This is a genomic window from Janthinobacterium sp. 67, from assembly GCF_002797895.1.
Classification (GTDB): domain Bacteria; phylum Pseudomonadota; class Gammaproteobacteria; order Burkholderiales; family Burkholderiaceae_D; genus Janthinobacterium.
In genome coordinates this window covers 5,817,590-5,836,444 of the sequence record NZ_PGES01000001.1, presented here as the reverse complement: position 1 = coordinate 5,836,444, position 18,855 = coordinate 5,817,590, and the positions used below count along the sequence as shown (strand labels likewise).

Here is an 18,855-nt window from a genome sequence, read left to right as displayed (position 1 = left end):
TGGTGGTGGGGAATCTTGAAATCAATTATAAATGAGAATCATTCGCAATCAAGAGATATTTGTGTCCGGCAAAAAAAAGCGCCGCGACAGGAAACCCGTCGCGGCGCCAAAGGAGACCGATCGATACAACCGATCAGTTCGGAAAAAAAGTCAGGCGCTGGCCTGCACGGCCGGCATGGATACCGGCTTGGCAGTGGGCCGCTGCGCCAGCAGGACGACGGCGGCCAGCACCATGGCGCCGCCCAGCAATTGCGTGCCGCTGACGGACTCCTTCAGCAAGGTCACGCCGAAGGCCATCGTGATCACGGGCTCGAACGTGGAAATAATCGAGGCCTTGGCCGCGCCGATCTGCGCCACGCCGGCAAAGAAGGCGGCAATGGCGATGGCCGTCGAGAACAGGGCGATGGCGCTGACGGCCAGCCAGCCCGTCGCCGTGCCCGGCAAGGACACGCCCTGCCACAGGGCGATCGCGCTGTTCGACAGGCCTGCCGTCCCCAAAATCACGACGCAGGCCGCCAATGGGTGAATATTCTCGCGGCTTTTGGCCAGGCTGTTGCCAAACAGGATGTACACGGCGTACACGCCGGCCGCCATCAATGCGAGGGCGATGCCGATGGGCTGACCCTGCAGCTTGCCGCCCAGGGTGATGGCCATGCCGGCAATGGCCAGCGCCATCAGCACCAGCATGCGCCGGTCCAGCTTTTCCCAGCCCAGCGCCAGCGCGAGGATGGTGACCAGCACGGGATACACGTACAGCAGCATGCCGCACAGGCCGCTGCTGGCATACATGAGGGCATTGAAATAGCCTTGCGACTGGGCCGTGTACATCAGGCCCATCAGCATGTAGCCGGCCAGCAGGCGGCCGCGCGGCAAGCGCCAGCCACCGAGCCACACGAGCGGCAGCAACAGCATGGCGGCGATGACGAAACGCAAGGCCAGCATGGTCGACGGGTTGACCCCGGACGCATAGGCCGCCTTGGCAAACACTGCGGAACTGCCGAAACCGGCGGCCGACAGCAACACCAGCGCAACGGCGCGGCGATCAGACATGACTAACCTCTTTGAGTACACTTGGGCAAACCTGCTGCGTATCGCGACGGTTTTCCAGGCGTTGTAACGTTGCAAATATAAATGCCCAGCAAGGCCGGGAGATGATGCATGCGTAAATCCTATTGCGGGTCGCTTCACGCAGTGACGGCATCATATTCGCTTGCGCAAAATGAAACAAACCAATATTCTTCACGGATAGGCCCAATAATACTGAGGCTCAATTCTCCTGAGAACGCCATGTCACGTCCCTTGCCCCCACTTGCCGCCCTGCACGCCTTTGAGGCGGCCGCCCGCCATGAAGGCTTCCAGCGCGCGGGCGAAGAATTGCACGTGTCGGCCGGCGCCATCGGCCACCACGTCAAGCAGCTGGAAGCATGGCTGGGCATCGTACTGTTCCAGCGCCTGCCGCGCGGCGTCGTGCTGACCAATGCCGGCCAGCGCTATGCGGCCTCGCTGGGGCCGATCCTCAACCAGCTGGCCGACGTGTCCGAGCAGGCGCGGCGCCAGGGCGATGACAAGGTGGTGACGGTGACGGCCACCAGCTCGCTCGTCTCGCGCTGGCTGATGCCGCGCCTGGGCCGGCTGCGCGACCGCTATCCGCAGATCGAACTGCGCGTGCTGGCGTCGATGCACCCCGTCGACCTGGCGCGCGATGGCGTGGACGTGGCCATCCGCCTGGGACCGGGACGCTATCCGGGCCTCAAAGTGGATTTACTGATGGAAGAATGGTTTTCCGCCGTCTGCAGCCCCGGCTTTCGCGCCAACGCGGCCAGCCTGCGCCAGCCGGCCGACCTGCTGCGCTATCCGCTGCTGCACGACGAGCCGGAGGTGCACCTGCCCGGCGAAATCGACTGGACGCGCTGGCTGCACAGCTGCGGCGTGCATTACAGCGGCAATAGCGGCAACAGCGGCGCGCGCTTTTCGCACACGTATTTATGCCTGGACGCGGCCGCCAGCGGCCAGGGCGTGGCCATAGCCGCCAGCCCCCTGATCGGCGACGATCTGCGCTCGGGCCGCCTGGTGCGCGTGTTCGAACACGCCGTGCGCGGCCCCCACTGCTATTATCTGCTGCGCTCGCCCCAGGCGGAAACGCGGCCCCTCGTGCATGCATTCTGCGAATGGCTGATCGCCGAGGCGCGCGCCGACCAGGAAACCGTCTGGCCCACCGTGGAGACCGCATGACTCAGCAGGAATTGGCGCGCAGCGCCGCATATAGCGTGCAGCACGAATACGAACAGGCCACGGTGACGGCGGCCGATGGCCGGCAAGCGAGCCTGGGCGAGTTCTATGGCGACCCGGCCGTGGCCTTGATCGATGCGAATGAGCAATGGTGCGCCGTGGCGGGCGAGGGATTGGTGCTGTGCCGGCTGGGCCAGCTGTTCGGCCAGTGCGCGGCCTATTTCCGCCAGCCAGGCGCGGTGCGCTGGATCACGGCTTTACGGCAAACGGGACCGTTTGCGCTGGAGTGGCAGGGTGAGGATGGCGCTTGGCACAGCCTTGTCTTTGAGGCGGCGGATGTGTCGGCTTACGCGCCGGGGTGCTAAGCCGACCTACGCCGACCTACGCCGACCTACGCCAGCGGCGGTGGCTGGCCCGTAGGTCGGCTTAGCGCGCAGCGCGTAAGCCGACAACATCATTACAACTTGATGAAGTGCTCGCGGTAGTACTTCAATTCTTCGATCGACTCAAGAATATCGGCCAGCGCCGTATGCTTCTGGTGTTTCTTGAAACCGGTGGCGATTTCCGGTTTCCAGCGCTTGCACAGCTCTTTCAGTGTTGACACGTCAACGTTGCGATAGTGGAAGAACGCTTCCAGCTTCGGCATGCCGCGCACCATGAAGCGGCGGTCCTGGCCGATGGTGTTGCCGCACATGGGCGACTTGCCTGCCGGTACGTATTTCTTCAGGAACGCGATCAGTTCCGCTTCCGCCTGCGCTTCCGTCACGGTCGACGCCTTGACCTTGTCGATCAGGCCCGAGCGGCCGTGCGTACCCTTGTTCCAGGCATCCATCTTGTTCAGGGTTTCATCCGACTGGTGAATCACGAACACGGGGCCTTCGGCCAGCAGGTTCAAATGCATGTCCGTCACCACGACCGCCACCTCGATGATGCGGTCGGTATCGGGCTCCAGGCCCGTCATTTCCATGTCGACCCAGACCAGGTTCATCTCGTTTGGACGTGCCGGCACGGTGGGTGCGGGGGCGGATGCAGAGGTGGCTGCAGTTAAGTCGGTCGCTTGTGACATAATTCTCTCTTGGCCTAATCAAACTAAATAATCAGCCATTTTCTCACAGGCACAGAATGTATTCACTCGCGTTTTCGATTTTGTTTGTATCCGTCCTCGTTTTGACCCTGGCCGTGCGCTTCTGGCTCGCTTCACGGCAGATTCGCCACGTGCTGGCCCACCGCGCGGCTGTTCCGCCCGAATTCGCGGAAAAAATCCCGCTCGCCGCGCACCAGAAGGCGGCCGACTACACGGTGGCCAAGACCAAGTTCGGCCTGCTGACCCTGCTGGTCAACTACGCCGTGCTGATCGGTTTTACCTTGCTGGGCGGCCTGCAATGGCTGGCGCTGTACCTGAACGAACTGACGGGGCCGGGTTCGCCCATGCTGTACCAGATCGGCCTGATCGCCGCCTTTGCCGCCATTTCCGGCCTGATCGACCTGCCCTTCGATTACTACCGCCAGTTCGTGCTGGAGCAGCGCTTCGGCTTCAACACCATGGCGCGCAAGCTGTTCTTCATGGACATGCTCAAGGGCGTGGGCCTGGGCGCGGCCATCGGCCTGCCGCTGATCTGGGTCGTGCTGACCCTGATGGCCAAATCGGGCGGCCTGTGGTGGCTGTACGCGTGGTTCGTCTGGAGCGGCTTCCAGCTGCTGATGATGGTGCTGTTCCCCACCGTCATCGCTCCCCTGTTCAACAAATTTACGCCGCTGGCCGACGAATCCCTGAAAAGCCGCATCGAAGGCTTGATGCAGCGCGTCGGTTTCGCCTCGAAAGGCCTGTTCGTCATGGATGGCTCGAAGCGCAGCGCCCACGGCAATGCCTATTTCTCGGGTTTTGGCGCCAACAAGCGCATCGTATTCTTCGACACCCTGCTGTCGCGCCTGGCGCCGCAGGAAATCGAGGCCGTGCTGGCGCATGAACTGGGCCACTTCAAGCTCAAGCACATCGTCAAGCGCATCGCCATGATGTTCGTCATCTCGCTGGGCTTCCTGGCACTGCTGGGTTACCTGAAGACGCAGCCGTGGTTCTATGCGGGCCTCGGTGTCGACCCGGTCGCCCTGGCGCTCACTGGCCAGCCGACGGACGCGCTGGCCCTGCTGCTGTTCATGCTGGCCTTGCCCGTCTTCACTTTCCTGCTGGGACCGTTGACGTCGCTCAGCTCGCGCAAGCACGAATTCGAAGCGGACGCCTTTGCCGCCACGCACACGCAAGCGGACGATCTCGTCTCGGCCCTCGTCAAAATGTATGAAGACAACGCGTCGACCCTGACGCCCGACCCGCTGCACTCGGCCTTTTACGATAGCCACCCGCCGGCCAGCGTGCGCATCCGCCACCTGAAAGGGGTTCTCGCATGAATACGCCATCGACTTCGCAAGACCTGGCCCAACTGAGCTGCGCGCCGCGCCAGCAGGCGCTGGGCGACTCGGACATCGCCACCCTGCACGCCCTGCTGCCCCAGTGGACGCTGCAAAACGGCAAGCTGTGCCGCGACTTCGGCTTCAAGAATTACTACCAGACCCTGGCGTTCGTGAACGCCCTGGCCTATATGATCCATACGCAAGACCACCATCCGGAGCTCATCATTACTTACAAAACCTGCGCCGTGCGCTACGACACGCACTCGGTCAACCAGGGCGCCGGCGGCCTGTCCGAAAACGACTTCATCTGCGCCGCCAAGGCAGACCTCATCTACCAGAGCAGCCAGGTGGCCCCATGAGCGAAGGCAAGTTGACGGGCATCATCATCGCCGCCCACGGCCGCCATTACCTGGCCGACGTGGACGGCGCCAAGCTGCAATGCGTGACGCGCGGCAAGAAAACCAATGTGGCCGTGGGCGACATCGTGCACCTGACGCGCACGTCCAGCGACCAGGCCGTCATCGACCGCATCGAGGAACGCAAGACCCTGCTGTACCGTTCGGACCAGTACAAATCGAAATTACTGGCTGCCAACCTGACGCAGCTGTTCATCGTCGTGGCGACGGAACCGGGCTTTGCCGACGACCTGATCTCGCGCTCGCTGGTGGCGGCCGACGCGGCCGGCATCGAGGCGCGCATCATCCTCAACAAGACGGACGTGACCGCGTCGCTGGAACGCGCCCGCGAACGCCTGCTGCCGTATTCCTCGATGGGCTATCCCGTCGATGAAGTGTCGGCGCGCGCCGAACCGGAACATGCCGTGGCCACGCTGGCGCCGCTGCTGGCGGGCCAGTCGTCGATCCTGATCGGCCAATCGGGCATGGGCAAGTCGTCGCTGATCAACCTGCTGGTGCCGGACGCGGACATCGCCGTGCGTGAAATCTCGGCCGCGCTCGACACGGGCAAGCACACGACGACCTTTACGCGCCTGTACAAGCTCGACGAACTGGGCGCGAACAGCTCCATCATCGATTCGCCCGGCTTCCAGGAATTCGGCCTGTACCACCTGTCCGAAGGCATGCTGGAGCGGGCCTTCCGCGAATTCCAGCCCTACCTGGGCGGCTGCAAGTTCTATAACTGCCGCCACCTGATCGAGCCGCAGTGCGCCATCCTGCAAGCCGTGTCTGAAGGCAAGATCGCCAAGATGCGCCACACCCTGTACGGCCAGCTGCTGCACGAATCGGCGCAGACCCTGTACTAAGCTCCCGCCGCAACGCAAAAATAGCGCCAAAAAACCTCGGCCGGCAAAATTTAATTTTGCCGTCGAGTTCGCTTTCCGTTTTTAATCCCAAAACCATTCGTCTGCCGTTTTACGCACTTCATCGCCTAAAACCTGCCTTCCATCGCCTGTCGCTGGCGATGGCCAGGCGTGTTTGCTAACTTGACACCAGTCCCTGCCGGAAACCTGCCAGCGACCACACGATCTAATTTCCATCCATCCAGCCATTCTGATCGAAGGTGAATGTCATGCATACCAAACGCGTCCTCCCCCTCCTCGCCACCCTCTTCGCACTTGCCGGCGCCGCCGCCCAGGCGCAAACCGCCGCCGCACCACAAGCCACGGACAGCGTGCGCGTGACCTCGGGTTCCTACTATCACGTCACGGCCCAGGAAGCCTTCGACATCGAACAGCAATACCGCCTGTCGAATGGACAACGCCTGGAAGTCCACCAGCAGGACAACCATTTTTTTGGCCGCCTGATCGATGACCGCGAATGGCAGGAAAAACCCAGCGTGGAAATCTACCCCACCGGCCCCGGCCAGTTCGTCAGCAAAAAGGGCGCCAACTTCGTCTTCAGCAACGAAGGCACGCACGTGGTGATCGACGACGCCCAGTTCCTGCCCGGCTTGCACGTGCCTGCCGACACGCGCAGCGCCAGCACCGCGAATGGCGGCACCAGCATCCGCCTCGTGTCGCGCTAGGCGCCTGGTCCGCCATCGAACGACGGGGCCAACCGCCCTCGCCTGTGGCGCCATGCCGGACGCAGAATTCTGACTGGCGCACTGAACAATTCCCCTGAATGCAGCTTACAATGCGATGACACATGGCCTGTGCGGTCGCAGGCTGGCGCCACTGTTTGCGGGGAGAATGCTTGAATGGAAATGTTCGCGCTCGAACATGACGTAGCGCAGTGGGAAAGCGCATTGCTGCCGTTGCGCGGCGCCGGGCGCGTACCGCTGCTGTTGTTGCTGTCCTGGCATTTGCGCCAGCGCGATTGCGCCAGAGCAATTCAACTGAGCGAAGAAGCGCAGCTGCTGCTGCCGCTGGCCGGCCTGGAAGCGGGCGCGCAGGAACGGGCGCGCGCGCGCCTGCAACTGGTGCAGGCGGAAGTGGCCTGGCTGCAAGGCGCGCTCGACTCCGCGGAAAGCCTGGCCACGGCGGCGCGCGCCACCTGCGACGCGCACGGCGACGGCGCCGGCTGCGCCGATGCCCACTGGCTGCTGTCCTCGATCGCCGTCGACCGCGGCGACCATGCCCGCTGCGATGCCGAACTGCTGGCCGCGGCGCAGCAAGCGCGCGGCGCCGGCGATGCGATGCGCGCCAGCCTGGCCGACGCGGCCACGGCGCGCTGGGCCGTCCTGCGCGATGCGCCGGCCGCCCAGGCCCGCTGGGGCGGCCACTTTCAGATCGACGGCGCCGGCGGCAAGCTGCCCGCGCCGCTGGCCGCCTGGGTGCACGACTTCCGCGGCTTGCTGGCGCATACGTCGCGCGACCTGGGCACGGCCGCCGGCCACTACATGCAAAGCTACGAGGCGGCGCTGGAAAGCGGCCAGTTGCGCGGCGCGATCACGGCCGCCATCAATATCGGCGACTGCTTCTCCAGCCTCAACGACAACGAATCGGCCCTCGAATGGATGCAGTGCGCGCTGGACCTGGCGCGCCCCACCGGCTGGCCGCGCAGCATCGGCGCCTGCCAGACGCATACGGCCGAGACCATGCGCAAGCTGGGGCGCCTGGGCACGGCGGAAGACTTGCTGCGCGAAGCGCTGCACATCCTGGCCCCCGTGGCGGGCGCGCGCACCTATGCCAACGCCCTGTTCCACCTCGGTGAACTGAGCCTGGACAAGGGCGATTACGACACGGCGCTCGACGCCTTCAGCCGCCTGGCGCAGCGGGCCGAAGCGCTGGGCCAGGCCGATTTCCGCAGCATGGCGCAGCGCGGCAGCGCCCACGCGCTGTCCTATCTGGACCGTCCGGACGAAGCGCTGCAGGCGGCCGAACGGGCTTGCCAGCTGGCCACCGCGCAGGGCGACGCCATGCACCAGGTGGCGGCGCTGCGCGTGCTGTCCATGCTGCACGCACGCAACGACTTGCCGCCGCCCGCAGGCATGCAGGAACGCAATCCCGCCCTGCATTTCCTGCACCAGGCGCTGCAGGTGGCCGACTCCATCGACGGCTATGTGCCGCCCGGCGAACTGCTCGATGCGCTGGCGCGCGAATACGCGCATGCGGGCGACTATGCGCGCGCCTACGATATCGCCCTCGCGGCGGGCGTGGCGCGCGAAAAAAGCCACACCCAGCAGGCGAGCAACCGCGCCACCGCCATGCAGGTCTACCACCAGACGGAACATGCGCGCTCGGAAGGCTATCACCACCGCGAACTGGCCGCCTCCGAAGCGCGACGCGCCGAAGTGCTGCAGCAAACGAGCGACACCCTGGAGCGGCTGTCGGCCATCGGCCAGGAAATCACCACCCACCTCGACGCCAGCGCCGTGTTCCAAGTGCTCGACCGCCACGTGCACGCCTTGCTGCCAGTCAATACCTTCGCCGTCTACATGCTTGATGCGGCGGGCACGGCGCTGCGCCGCGCGCACGGCATGGAAGCGGGCCGGCCCCTGTCGGACAATGCCATTCCGCTGAGCAACCCGCGCGCCTACTCCGTGCGCTGCCTGCTGGGCCGGTGCGAAGTGTATATCGACCAGGTACCACCGAAGCGCCACGCCTACACCGTGCCCGGCACCCTGCATAACCAGAGCGTGCTGTACGTGCCCTTGACGGTGGGCGAGCGCGTGCTGGGCGTGATGACGGTGCAGGCTTGCCATGCCCATGCCTACGGCGAACGCGAACGCCTGATCTTCCGCACCCTGTGCGCGTACGGCGCCATCGCGCTCGACAATGCCAGCGCCTACCGGCAACTGCAGGACGCCCAGGCGCAACTGGCGTCGCAGGAAAAGCTGGCCGCCCTCGGCTCGCTGATGGCCGGCGTGGCGCATGAACTGAATACCCCGATCGGCAACAGTTTATTAATCGCCAGCACCATGCAGCAAAAGACGGAAGACGTGGAACGCCTGATGAACGGCCCCGGCTTGCGCCGCTCGGACCTGGCCGCCTACATCGACGATGCGAGCAAGGCATCGGCCCTGGTGATGCGCGGCCTGCACAGCGCAGCCGACCTCGTCAACAGCTTCAAGCAGGTGGCCGTCGACCGCACCACCGAACAGCGGCGCCAGTTCGACCTGCAGCAGGTGAGCAATGAAATCATCGCCACCGTCATGAACCGCATCCGCAGTTCGGGCCACCGCATCGAGACGGACATCGCGTTCGGCATCGTACTGGACAGCTATCCGGGCCCGTTCGGCCAGGTGATCACCAATCTGATCAACAACGCCCTGCTGCACGCCTTCGCTCCCGCGCCCAACAATGGCGCCGCCGGCACGGGCTGCATGCGCCTGTCCGCCACGCCAGACGGCGCGCGCGTGCAGGTCGTCTTCGCCGACAATGGCGGCGGCATCGCCGAACAGCATTTGTCGCGCATCTTCGACCCCTTCTTTACCACCAAGCTGGGCCAGGGCGGCAGCGGCCTCGGTTTGTCGATCAGCTACAACATCGTCACGGCCCTGCTGGGCGGCACCATCCAGGTGGCCAGCAGCCCCGCCGGCACGCGTTTCACCCTCGACCTGCCGCTGGTGGCGCCCCAGCTCGATGGAGCCGCGTCCGCCAGCATCTATTGACCCGTTTCCCGGGCGCAGGCTTGCCTATACAAGTACGCGTCCGGACGGTCTTTCCAATCTAAAAGCAAAACCCTTATAATTGAACGGCTGAAGTACTTGTCATTGCATTATTTTCAACATGGCAAACCGCATCGGCCCGCGCGACAAACAGGCGCGAGCACCGATCAACACAGCAGCGCGCCGGGCGAGGCAGTCATCAGACGAGATGTTGTACGCTGATGCAACCCGGCGGGAAAGGCACGCCGCCGGCGGCCTGCGCATCTTCAAGTGGTCATTATGTCGACAAAAAAACCGATCAAGCACTACCTCCAGTTCTCCGATTTCACGTTGGAAGAGTACGAATATGTGATCGAACGCGCCCATCTGATCAAGCGCAAGTTCAAGAACTACGAAATCTACCATCCACTGATCGACCGCACCCTGGTGATGGTCTTTGAAAAGAACTCCACCCGCACGCGCTTGTCGTTCGAAGCCGGCATGCACCAGCTGGGCGGCGCCGCCATCTACCTGAACACGCGCGATTCCCAGCTGGGCCGCGGCGAGCCGGTGGAAGACGCGGGCCAGGTCATGTCGCGCATGTGCGACATCATCATGGTGCGTACCTTCGGCCAGGACATCATCGAGCGTTTCGCCGCCAATTCGCGCGTGCCGGTGATCAATGGCCTGACCAATGAACACCACCCGTGCCAGGTCTTTGCCGACATCTTCACCTACATCGAACACCGCGGCTCGATCGCCGGCAAGGTCGTTGCCTGGATCGGCGACGCCAACAACATGCTGTACTCGTGGCTGCAGGCGGCCGAAGTGTTCGGCTTCCACGTCAACGTGTCGACGCCGAAGGGTTACGACATCGACCTGTCGCAAGTCAAGACGCAGCGCTATACCTTCTTCGCCAACCCGTCCGACGCCTGCGAGGGCGCGCACCTGGTCAACACGGACGTGTGGACCAGCATGGGCTACGAAGCGGAAAACGCGGCCCGTATCGCCGCCTTCGACGGCTGGATCGTCGATGGCGCAAAGATGTCCCGCGCCGCGCCCGACGCCCTGTTCATGCACTGCCTGCCCGCCCACCGCGGCGAGGAAGTGGCCGCCGAAGTGATCGACGGCCCGCAATCGGTGGTGTGGGACGAGGCGGAAAACCGCTTGCACGTGCAAAAAGCGCTGATCGAATACCTGTTACTCGGTAAAATCCAATAATTCGCCCGGCACTGCACAAAAACCTGGCAGCATCGCAACACATACATCGACAACGACAACTGGAAGCAATATGAGCGACATTAAAAAAGTAGTCCTGGCCTATTCCGGCGGACTCGACACCTCCGTCATCCTGAAATGGCTGCAAGATAACTACCAGTGCGAAATCGTCACCTTCACGGCCGACCTGGGCCAGGGCGAAGAACTGGAACCGGCGCGCGCCAAGGCCATCAAATTCGGCATCAAGCCGGAAAACATCCACATCGAAGACGTGCGCGAAGAATTCGTGCGCGATTTCGTCTTCCCGATGTTCCGCGCCAATACCGTGTATGAAGGCGAATACCTGCTGGGCACCTCGATCGCCCGTCCTTTGATCGCCAAGCGCCTGATCGAAATCGCCAACGCCACGGGCGCCGATGCCATCTCGCACGGCGCGACCGGCAAGGGCAACGACCAGGTGCGTTTCGAACTGGGCGCCTACGCGCTCAAACCTGGCGTGAAGATCATCGCCCCATGGCGCGAGTGGGACCTGCTGTCGCGCGAAAAACTGCTGAAGTACGCGGAAGACGCCGGCATCGAAATCGACATGAAGCACAAGAACGGCGGCGCGCCGTACTCGATGGATGCCAACTTGCTGCACATCAGCTTTGAAGGCCGCCACCTGGAAAACCCGAGCGCCGAAGCGGAAGAAACCATGTGGCGCTGGACCGTCAGCCCTGAAAAGGCGCCGGACGAAGCGGAATACCTGGACATCGAATACGAAAAAGGCGATATCGTCGCCATCAACGGCGTGCGCATGTCGCCTGCCACCGTGCTGGCCGAACTGAACAAGGTTGGCGGCAAGCATGGCGTGGGACGCCTGGACCTGGTGGAAAACCGCTACGTGGGCATGAAATCGCGCGGCTGCTATGAAACCCCGGGCGGCACCATCATGCTGAAAGCCCACCGCGCCATCGAATCGATCACCCTGGACCGCGAAGTGGCCCACCTGAAAGATGATCTGATGCCGCGCTACGCGTCGATGATCTACAACGGCTACTGGTGGGCGCCCGAGCGCGTTGCCCTGCAAACCCTGATCGACCACACGCAGCAAACCGTGAACGGCTGGGTACGCATCAAGCTGTACAAGGGCAATGTGATCGTCGTGTCGCGCGATTCGAAGACCGATTCGCTGTTCGACATGAACATCGCCACCTTCGACGAAGACGGCGGCGCCTACAACCAGGCCGACGCCGGCGGCTTCATCAAGCTGAACGCCTTGCGCATGCGCATCGCCGCCATCGCCCGCGAAAAGCGCGGCCAGAAGTAATTAGTTACTAGGAGGCACTACCTCCCGCATAACCGAAGCCGCCCACGGGCGGCTTTTTTACATTTGAAACGCACTCGTCCGCGATTTACGGCCCGGCGCGCGCCCAGATTACCCCCATTTTGCTGTCCCCGTGGCAAAATGCTACAGTGCAATTGTGCTGACCTTCCCGCTTCCGGAGCCCTCCCATGTTCAAAGACCTGAGTATCAAGAATAAACTGTACCTGGGCTTCGGCTCCATCGTGGCCATCATCCTGATCCTGCTGGGCGTGGCCTACAACAGCTTTTCACGGCTGTCGGAAGCCAATGCATGGGACCGCCACACGATGGAAGTGCTGGTCGAGATCGACAAGATTCACAATGCCGTCCTGCAAATCCAGGTGGAAGCGCGCGGTTTCATCCTGACCGGCAGTGAAACGTCGCTGACACCGGAAACGGATGAGGCGGCAATGCTGAGCCAGCACACGCAAAAAGCCATCGCCATGACCGTCGATAACAAGGTGCAGTCGGAACGCTTCCGCAAGATCGACGCGCTGACCAGCACTTGGGTCAAGGACTGGATCACCCCCCTGATCGAAAAGCGCCGCGCGCTGGGCAATGCGCCAGGCGCCACGGAATCGGTGGCGCGCACCATGCCGCCGGGCGGCTACCCTGCCGTCGCGCAAGCGAACAAGCTGCTCGACGAAGTGGCGGCGGAAGAATCGCGCCTGCTGGCAGAACGCACGGCCACCACGACAAAATTGCAGGAAACCATGCTGCTGACCCTGGCGCTGGGAGGCCTGCTGTGCGTGGTGCTGGCGCTGGGCATTGCCTATCTGCTGGGCCGTTCCATCCTCGGCCCGCTGAACAGCCTGACGGACGCCGTCGGACGCATCGCCGGCGGCGAGCAAAGCGCGCGCGCCGCCATCCTCTCGCGCGACGAACTGGGCAAGGTGACGGAAGAATTCAACCGCATGGCGCAAACCATCCAGGACAACCAGGCCAATGAACTGGCCGCGACGAATAGCTTGCGGGCCAAGGTCGATTCCCTGCTGGAAGTGGTCTCGAAAGCCGCCTCGGGCGACCTGACGGGCAAGGTCGGCATCACGGGCAGCGACGCCATCGGCCAGCTGGGCAATGGCCTGGCGAAGATGTTTGAAAACCTGCGCAGCCTGCTCAACAATGTGCAAAAGGCCGGCATCCAGGTGACGACCTCGGCCACGGAAATCGCCGCATCGGCGCGCCAGCAGGAAGCCACGGGCATCGAGCAGGCGCAAACGAGCGTGGAAATTCTCAGCACCACCAAGGAAATCTCGGCCAACACGAGCCAGCTGCTGAAAACCATGGAAGACGCCACCGCCGTGGCCGACTACACGACGAATGCCACGGCCGAAGCGCAAAACAACCTCAAGCGCATGGATTCGACCATGCAGCACATGGTGTCGGCCACCGATTCCATCAACGCCAAGCTGGCGGCCCTGTCGGAAAAAGCCAGCAATATCAATAGCGTGCTGATCACCATCACCAAGGTGGCCGACCAGACCAACATCCTGTCGCTGAACGCCGCCATCGAGGCGGAAAAAGCGGGCGAGGCGGGCCGCGGCTTCTCCGTGGTGGCAACGGAAATTCGTCGCCTGGCCGACCAGACGTCCGTCTCCACGTGGGATATCGAGCAAATGCTCAAGGAAATGCAGTCGGCCGTGTCCGCCAGCGTGATGGGCATGGATAAATTCTCGGAAGAAATTCGCCGCAGCGTGGGCGAAGTGCGGCAAGTGGCCGAGCAGCTGTCGTCCGTGATGGACCAGGTGCAAAAACTCACACCGCAATTCGACGCCGTGCTGCAAGGCATGCAGTCGCAGGCGATCGGCGCTTCGCAGATTTCCGACACCATGATGCAACTCAACGACGCCACCCAGCAAACGGTGGAGTCCTTGAAGGCCACCAGCGAAGCCGTGCATCAGCTGCAATATGCGGCGGGCGACCTGCAATCGAGCGTGTCGACCTTCGCCGTGACCATCTGATCCCATGAAAGTGCTGCTCTTTCACATCGGACGCGACCGCTACGGCCTGCCCCTGGCCCGCATCGTGCGCGTCCTGCCGCTGCTGGAGCTGAAACAGTTGCCGCTCACGCCAGCCTATGTGGCTGGCCTGATGGACTTGCATGGCACGCCCGTGCCCGTGATCGACCTGTCGCGCCTGGCCGGGCTGCCGGCCGCCGCCGCGCAGTTCGACACGCGCATCGTCATCGTCGACTACCGCGCGCCTGGCGACGAGAGCACGCACGCGCTGGGCCTGCTGGCCTCGCAGGTGCGCGGCATCGCCGACATCGACCCGCTCCGGCTTGAAGACAGCGGCGTGGCCACGGCGCCCTTCCTGGGCCAGGTGGCCAGCGACGCCGACGGCATCGTGCAGCTGGTGGAACTGGAACACCTGCTGCCGCCGGACGTGCGCGCGCTGCTGTTTCAAGACGCGAGCGCGGCATGACGGCGCAGGCCCTGCTGCGCCGCGCGACCGGCCTGTCCGTCTCCAAATCCGTGGCCGAACGGGCCGTCGGCCAGCGCATGGAGCAGACGGGCTTTGCCGACAGCGAAGCGTACCTGCAGGCGCTCACGCCGGCCGAAATGACGCAATTGATCGAACTGGTGGTGGTGCCCGAATCGTGGCTGTTCCGCGATCCGCAGGCGTTCTACGCCACCGTCGAACTGGTGCAGGAACGCTGGGCGCGCGGACGCGCCACGCGCATCCTGTCGATCCCGTGCGCGGGCGGCGAGGAACCATATTCGATGGCCATGGCGCTGCGCGACGGCGGCGTGCCGAAACAGGCGTTCAGCATCGACGCGTATGACCTGAGCCCCGGCTGCATCGAGCGGGCGCAGGCGGGTATCTATGGCCGCAACGCCTTCCGCGCACAGGACGTGGCCTTCCGCGAGCGCTATTTCACGCACGTGGCCGACGATGCCTACCGCATCATCGACTCCTTGCGCGAACAGGTGACCTTCAGGCAGGGCAACCTGCTGCAGTTCGACACGGCCACCTACAGCCGCCACTACGACGTCATCTTTTGCCGCAACCTGCTGATCTACTTCGACAAGCCGACCACGCGCGCGGCGATCCAGAATCTGTCCACCCTGCTGGCCGACGACGGCATGCTGCTGGCCGGCTATGCGGAAGTGCCGTCGTTCTGTCAGAACGGCTTTGCGCCGCTGCAGTTCCGCCAGGCCTTCGCCCTGAAAAAGGACAGCACGCCACCGGCCGCCATCATCCCGGTGGCCGCCTTGCCACCGGCGCGCGCGCTGCGCAGCGTGCCGCCCACGCCACGGCCGGCGCCTTTGCGTCCCCCATCGGCACCGGCGCCAGAGGCGGCGCGCCCGCGGCCCGTGCCGGTACAAGCAGCCGCCGCGCAAACGGACTTGCTGGCCGAAGCGCGCCTGCTGGCCGACCGCGGCCAGCTGCGCGAAGCCGGTGAAAAATGCCACGCCCACCTGGCGAAAGTGCCCGAGGCGGCGGAAGCGTATTTCATGCTGGGCATCATCAATGAACTGGCCGGCAAGATGGACCTGGCCGACGATTACTGGCGCCGCTGCATCTATCTGCAGCCCGACCACTACGAGGCGCTGTGCCACCTGTCCCTGCTGGCCGAACGCAATGGCAACCACACGGCCGCCGCCACCCTGAAGGCGCGCGCGGCACGCATCTACGAGCGCCGCCAGGCGTCCAACTAAGGGGCAAGCATGACAAATCTCATCGCCACCGAGTCCCCCGCCACCATCGACGACTGCTGGAACCATATCGGCGTGGTCGGCGACCAGAGCTGCCCCAAGCTGCCAGCCAACGTCCATTGCCGCAACTGCGACGTGTACGCGGGCGCCGCCCAGCGCAACCTGCAGCGGCCCGTGGACGAACACTACCGGCGCGACTGGGCCAGCCACTTCCGCCAGCTGGACGCGGGCGGTGAAGTGCGCGACAGTTCGGCGCTGGTGTTTCGCATCGGCCGCGAATGGCTGGCGCTGCCCACGCGCGTATTCGACTCCGTGGCGCCGCAGGCCAAGCCGCACGCGCTACCGCACCGCGGCGGAGGCGGCCTGGCGGGCATCGTCAATATCGGCGGCAAGCTGTATCCGTGCATGTCGCTGGCACACTTGCTGGGCATCGACGAACAGGGTGCGCCGCCGGCCAAGGGCCGCCACACGTTCGCCCGCCTGCTGCTGATGCGCTGGGAGGAGCAGGCTTACGCGCTGCCCGTGGCCGACCTGCACGGCATCGTGCGCTATGCGTCGGGCGCCGTGCAGGCGCCGGCGGCCACCATCAACAAGGGCCTGTCGCGCTTCCTGTCGGGCGTGATCACCGAGGGCGACATGCGCATCGGCTGCCTCGACACGGCGCTGATCGGCTTTCAACTTGCGAGACTATTACGATGAGCCAGGACCAGCACGGCGACCTCAGTGCCTTTTCCATGCTGGACCTGTTCCGCATGGAGGCGGACAGCCAGACCCAGATCCTCACCGACGGCTTGCTGGCCATGGAGCGCCATGCGGGTGACGCGGCCGCCGTCGAAGCGATGATGCGCGCGGCGCACTCGATCAAGGGCGCCGCCGCCATCGTCGGCCTGCAAGTGGTGGTGCAGCTGGCGCACGGCATGGAAGACAGCTTCGTCGCCGCCCAGCACGGCCGCTTGAAACTCACGCCGGAACGGGTCGACGTGCTGCTGTCGGGCGTCGACCTGATCGTGCAGCTGTCGCGCCTGGACGACGCGGGCGCCGAAGCGTGGCTGGCCGCCAATGCGGCGCAGATCGACCAGACCCTGAACGCCATCGCCGGCATCGCCGACCTGCCCGAATTGCCGGCACTGCCTTCGGCGCCGGCGCCCGTTCCTGCTCCGCCCCCCTTGCCGCCGGAAGCGGCCGAACCGCAAGTTCCCGTGGCCAGCGGCTTGGCAGGGGATGAACCGGAAACGGCCGCGCCAGTACCGCGTACAGGCGCGGCACCGGCCAAGGCCCAGGCGCAGAACTTCGACAAACTGCTGTCGCTGGCCAGCGAATCGCGCATCAATGCGCACCAGATGCACCCGTTCGTCGGCGCCCTGCAACGCTTCAAGCGCAACCAGAGCAGCCTGTTTTCCGCCATCGAGCACCTGCACGAAGCCATTGCCCGTTCGGCCGACCCGGGCCTGATGGAAAAGTCCCTGTTGGCGCTGCAAAAGACGCAGCCCCTGAAGCAGTTCATGCTCGAGCACATCGCCGACATCGAAACCTATGAACGGCGCCTGCTGGCCGTCTCGCAAGGCATGGTCGACGAAGTGCTGGCCCTGCGCATGCGCCCTTTCCGCGACGGCATCCACGCGTTTCCCCGCATGGTGCGCGACCTGGCGCGCAGCCTGGGCAAGGAAGTGCAGCTCGAGATCGACGGCGAAGACACCCTGGTCGACCGCGACATCCTGGCGAAGATCGAAAGCCCGCTGAACCACATGCTGCGCAATGCCATCGACCATGGCATGGAAGGCCCGTACGAGCGCATCGACGCGGGCAAGGAAGCGCTGGGCACGATACGCATGGAGGCGCGCCACCGCGCCGGCATGCTGAGCATCGAGATCAGCGACGACGGGCGCGGCGTCGACCTGGAAAAAATCCGCCAGTCCGTCATCGAGCGCAAGATGGCCGGCCCCGCCATGGCCGCCGCGCTGTCGCCGGGCGAGCTGCTGGAATTTCTGTTCCTGCCCGCCTTCAGCCTGAAGGAAAAGGCGAATCAATTGTCCGGACGCGGCGTGGGCCTCGACATCGTGCACGAGACGATACGCCAGCAAAACGGCACCGTGCGCCTCGAATCGGAACCGGGCCGCGGTTTCCGCGCCCTGATCACCCTGCCCCTGACGCAGTCGATCGTGCGCGCGCTGGTGGTCGACGTGCACGGCGAAGCCTACGCCATCCCCATCGTCAAGGTGGAAAGCGTGGTGCGCGTGCCGCAAGCGGCCATCCATACCCTGGAAAACAAGCAGTTCTTTGAACTCAAGGGCGAACATCTGGGACTGGTATCGGCGGCGCAGGTGCTCGAGCTGGGCGAAGCGGCCAGCCAGGCCGACGATTTACCGGTGGTGGTGATCGGACGCGGCAAGCAAAGCTATGCGCTGGTGGTCGACGCCATCCGCGGCGAACAAAGCCTGGCCGTGCAGGCCATCGACCCGATCTTCGGCAAGATGCGCGACATTTCCGCCGCCGCCCTGCTCGACGACGGCGAACCGGTGCTGATCCTCGACGTGCCCGATTTGCTGCTGTCGATCGACAAGCTGCTGCACGAAGGCGGCCTGCACCAGCTGGCGCAGGCGGGCCACGCGCAGCAGCGCCGCGCCAAGCGCATCCTCGTCGTCGACGATTCGCTGACGGTGCGCGAGATGGAGCGCAAGCTGCTGCTGGCGCGCGGCTTCGACGTCGACGTGGCCATCGATGGCATCGACGGCTGGAACGTGGTGCGCAGCGGAGAATATGACCTGGTGATCACCGACGTCGACATGCCGCGCATGGATGGCATCGAACTCGTTTCGCTGATCAAGAAGGACCTGCACCTGCACAAGCTGCCGGTGATGATCGTGTCGTACAAGGACCGTCCGGAAGACCGCGCGCGCGGCCTGTCCGCCGGCGCCGACTATTATTTGACCAAAGGCAGCTTCCACGACGAGACCTTGCTCGACGCGGTGGCCGACCTGATAGGAGATGCCCGCTTATGAGCTGTCATTC

General features: G+C 64.2%; 16 protein-coding genes. 14 read left to right on the top strand and 2 right to left on the bottom strand.

From position 1 onward, the window contains the following. Positions 1-150: 150 nt before the first annotated feature. Positions 151-1,050: a DMT family transporter gene (locus tag CLU90_RS26195; RefSeq protein ID WP_092717773.1), complete on the bottom strand. Its 900-nt coding sequence runs from the start codon at positions 1,048-1,050 to the stop codon at positions 151-153. Positions 1,051-1,287: 237 nt separating this feature from the next. Here CLU90_RS26195 and gcvA point away from each other — a divergent pair, with 237 nt between their 5' ends. Together gcvA and CLU90_RS26185 are read left to right on the top strand one after the other, a co-directional pair. After that, on the top strand, positions 1,288-2,232 hold the full coding sequence (gcvA, locus tag CLU90_RS26190) for a transcriptional regulator GcvA (protein ID WP_092717770.1): 945 nt from the start codon (positions 1,288-1,290) through the stop codon (positions 2,230-2,232). Continuing rightward, a complete protein-coding gene (locus tag CLU90_RS26185) occupies positions 2,229-2,594 on the top strand; it encodes a hypothetical protein (protein WP_092717767.1) in 366 nt (121 codons plus the stop codon). Before gcvA ends, CLU90_RS26185 begins: the two co-directional genes overlap by 4 nt. 92 nt (positions 2,595-2,686) lie before the next feature. Here the strand turns inward: CLU90_RS26185 and orn are convergent, their stop codons facing one another. After that, a complete protein-coding gene (gene orn / locus CLU90_RS26180) occupies positions 2,687-3,295 on the bottom strand; it encodes an oligoribonuclease (protein WP_175444464.1) in 609 nt (202 codons plus the stop codon). Positions 3,296-3,351: 56 nt separating this feature from the next. Between orn and CLU90_RS26175 the strand changes: the two genes are divergently transcribed. The 12 genes from CLU90_RS26175 to CLU90_RS26120 all read left to right on the top strand — a co-directional run bounded on the left by CLU90_RS26175 (position 3,352) and on the right by CLU90_RS26120 (position 18,845). Next, positions 3,352-4,632: a M48 family metallopeptidase gene (locus CLU90_RS26175; protein ID WP_100429223.1), complete on the top strand. Its 1,281-nt coding sequence runs from the start codon at positions 3,352-3,354 to the stop codon at positions 4,630-4,632. Further along, positions 4,629-4,994, top strand: coding sequence for a 4a-hydroxytetrahydrobiopterin dehydratase (locus tag CLU90_RS26170; RefSeq protein WP_092717761.1), 366 nt, complete (start codon positions 4,629-4,631; stop codon positions 4,992-4,994). Before CLU90_RS26175 ends, CLU90_RS26170 begins: the two co-directional genes overlap by 4 nt. After that, positions 4,991-5,896 carry a ribosome small subunit-dependent GTPase A gene (rsgA, locus tag CLU90_RS26165; RefSeq protein ID WP_100429222.1) on the top strand — a complete coding sequence of 302 codons (906 nt, stop codon included), beginning with the start codon at positions 4,991-4,993 and terminating at the stop codon, positions 5,894-5,896. Before CLU90_RS26170 ends, rsgA begins: the two co-directional genes overlap by 4 nt. 266 nt (positions 5,897-6,162) lie before the next feature. After that, positions 6,163-6,618: a hypothetical protein gene (locus tag CLU90_RS26160; protein ID WP_100429221.1), complete on the top strand. Its 456-nt coding sequence runs from the start codon at positions 6,163-6,165 to the stop codon at positions 6,616-6,618. A 180-nt stretch (positions 6,619-6,798) separates the two neighbouring features. After that, a complete protein-coding gene (locus CLU90_RS26155; protein WP_232731339.1) occupies positions 6,799-9,648 on the top strand; it encodes an ATP-binding protein in 2,850 nt (949 codons plus the stop codon). A 276-nt stretch (positions 9,649-9,924) separates the two neighbouring features. After that, the gene (argF, locus tag CLU90_RS26150) at positions 9,925-10,845 is read left to right on the top strand and encodes an ornithine carbamoyltransferase (RefSeq protein ID WP_092717746.1); all 921 of its coding nucleotides are present in this window, start codon (positions 9,925-9,927) and stop codon (positions 10,843-10,845) included. 70 nt (positions 10,846-10,915) lie between these two features. After that, positions 10,916-12,151, top strand: coding sequence for an argininosuccinate synthase (locus CLU90_RS26145; protein ID WP_086140762.1), 1,236 nt, complete (start codon positions 10,916-10,918; stop codon positions 12,149-12,151). A gap of 185 nt (positions 12,152-12,336) precedes the next feature. Next, positions 12,337-14,148 carry a methyl-accepting chemotaxis protein gene (locus CLU90_RS26140; protein ID WP_100429219.1) on the top strand — a complete coding sequence of 604 codons (1,812 nt, stop codon included), beginning with the start codon at positions 12,337-12,339 and terminating at the stop codon, positions 14,146-14,148. A gap of 4 nt (positions 14,149-14,152) precedes the next feature. Beyond that, positions 14,153-14,611, top strand: coding sequence for a chemotaxis protein CheW (locus CLU90_RS26135; RefSeq protein WP_100429218.1), 459 nt, complete (start codon positions 14,153-14,155; stop codon positions 14,609-14,611). Further along, positions 14,608-15,849: a CheR family methyltransferase gene (locus CLU90_RS26130; RefSeq protein WP_092717735.1), complete on the top strand. Its 1,242-nt coding sequence runs from the start codon at positions 14,608-14,610 to the stop codon at positions 15,847-15,849. Before CLU90_RS26135 ends, CLU90_RS26130 begins: the two co-directional genes overlap by 4 nt. Before the next feature lie 9 nt (positions 15,850-15,858). Further along, the gene (locus tag CLU90_RS26125; RefSeq protein ID WP_100429217.1) at positions 15,859-16,545 is read left to right on the top strand and encodes a chemotaxis protein CheW; all 687 of its coding nucleotides are present in this window, start codon (positions 15,859-15,861) and stop codon (positions 16,543-16,545) included. Then, positions 16,542-18,845, top strand: a complete 2,304-nt coding sequence (locus CLU90_RS26120) for a hybrid sensor histidine kinase/response regulator (protein WP_100429216.1) — start codon at positions 16,542-16,544, stop codon at positions 18,843-18,845. The genes CLU90_RS26125 and CLU90_RS26120 overlap by 4 nt, the downstream gene beginning before the upstream one ends. The last annotated feature ends 10 nt before the right edge of the window (positions 18,846-18,855 follow it).